We start from the raw sequence: 396 nt of genomic DNA, 5'->3' as shown, positions 1-396 counted from the left end.
CGCTCAGCTATTCGCCGACCTTCGGCTACGACATCTGCGCCCGCCGCATGTCGAGCCAGACCAAGGCCAGCGACCGTTTCGACCTCAGCCGCTGGCGCGTCGCCGGCAACGGCGCCGACATGATCCGCCCGGACGTGATGCAGTCGTTCGTCGACGCCTTCGCCGATGCGGGCTTCAAGGCCAGTGCCTTCCTGCCGAGCTACGGCCTGGCGGAAGCCACCCTCGCCGTCTCGATCATGCCGCCGGGCGAAGGCATCATGGTCGAGCTGGTCGAGGAAACCCAGCTTTCCGGCGGCGAAGTCGCCCGCGGCGACCGACCGCAACGCTTCCGTGCCATCGTCAATTGCGGCGTCCCCGCACGCGACATGACGATCGAGATCCGCGAGGAAGACGGCA

General features: G+C 67.7%; 1 pseudogene. It reads left to right on the top strand.

Annotated elements, in window-relative coordinates:
- A pseudogene (locus NLU14_RS21370) lies at positions 1–396 on the top strand (fatty acyl-AMP ligase); the annotation flags it as partial.

Origin of the sequence: Marinobacter iranensis (assembly GCF_029207565.1) — a bacterium.
Taxonomy (GTDB): domain Bacteria; phylum Pseudomonadota; class Gammaproteobacteria; order Pseudomonadales; family Oleiphilaceae; genus Marinobacter; species Marinobacter iranensis.
Note: the sequence above shows the minus strand (reverse complement) of the source record. Positions and strands in the feature narration are given on the sequence as shown.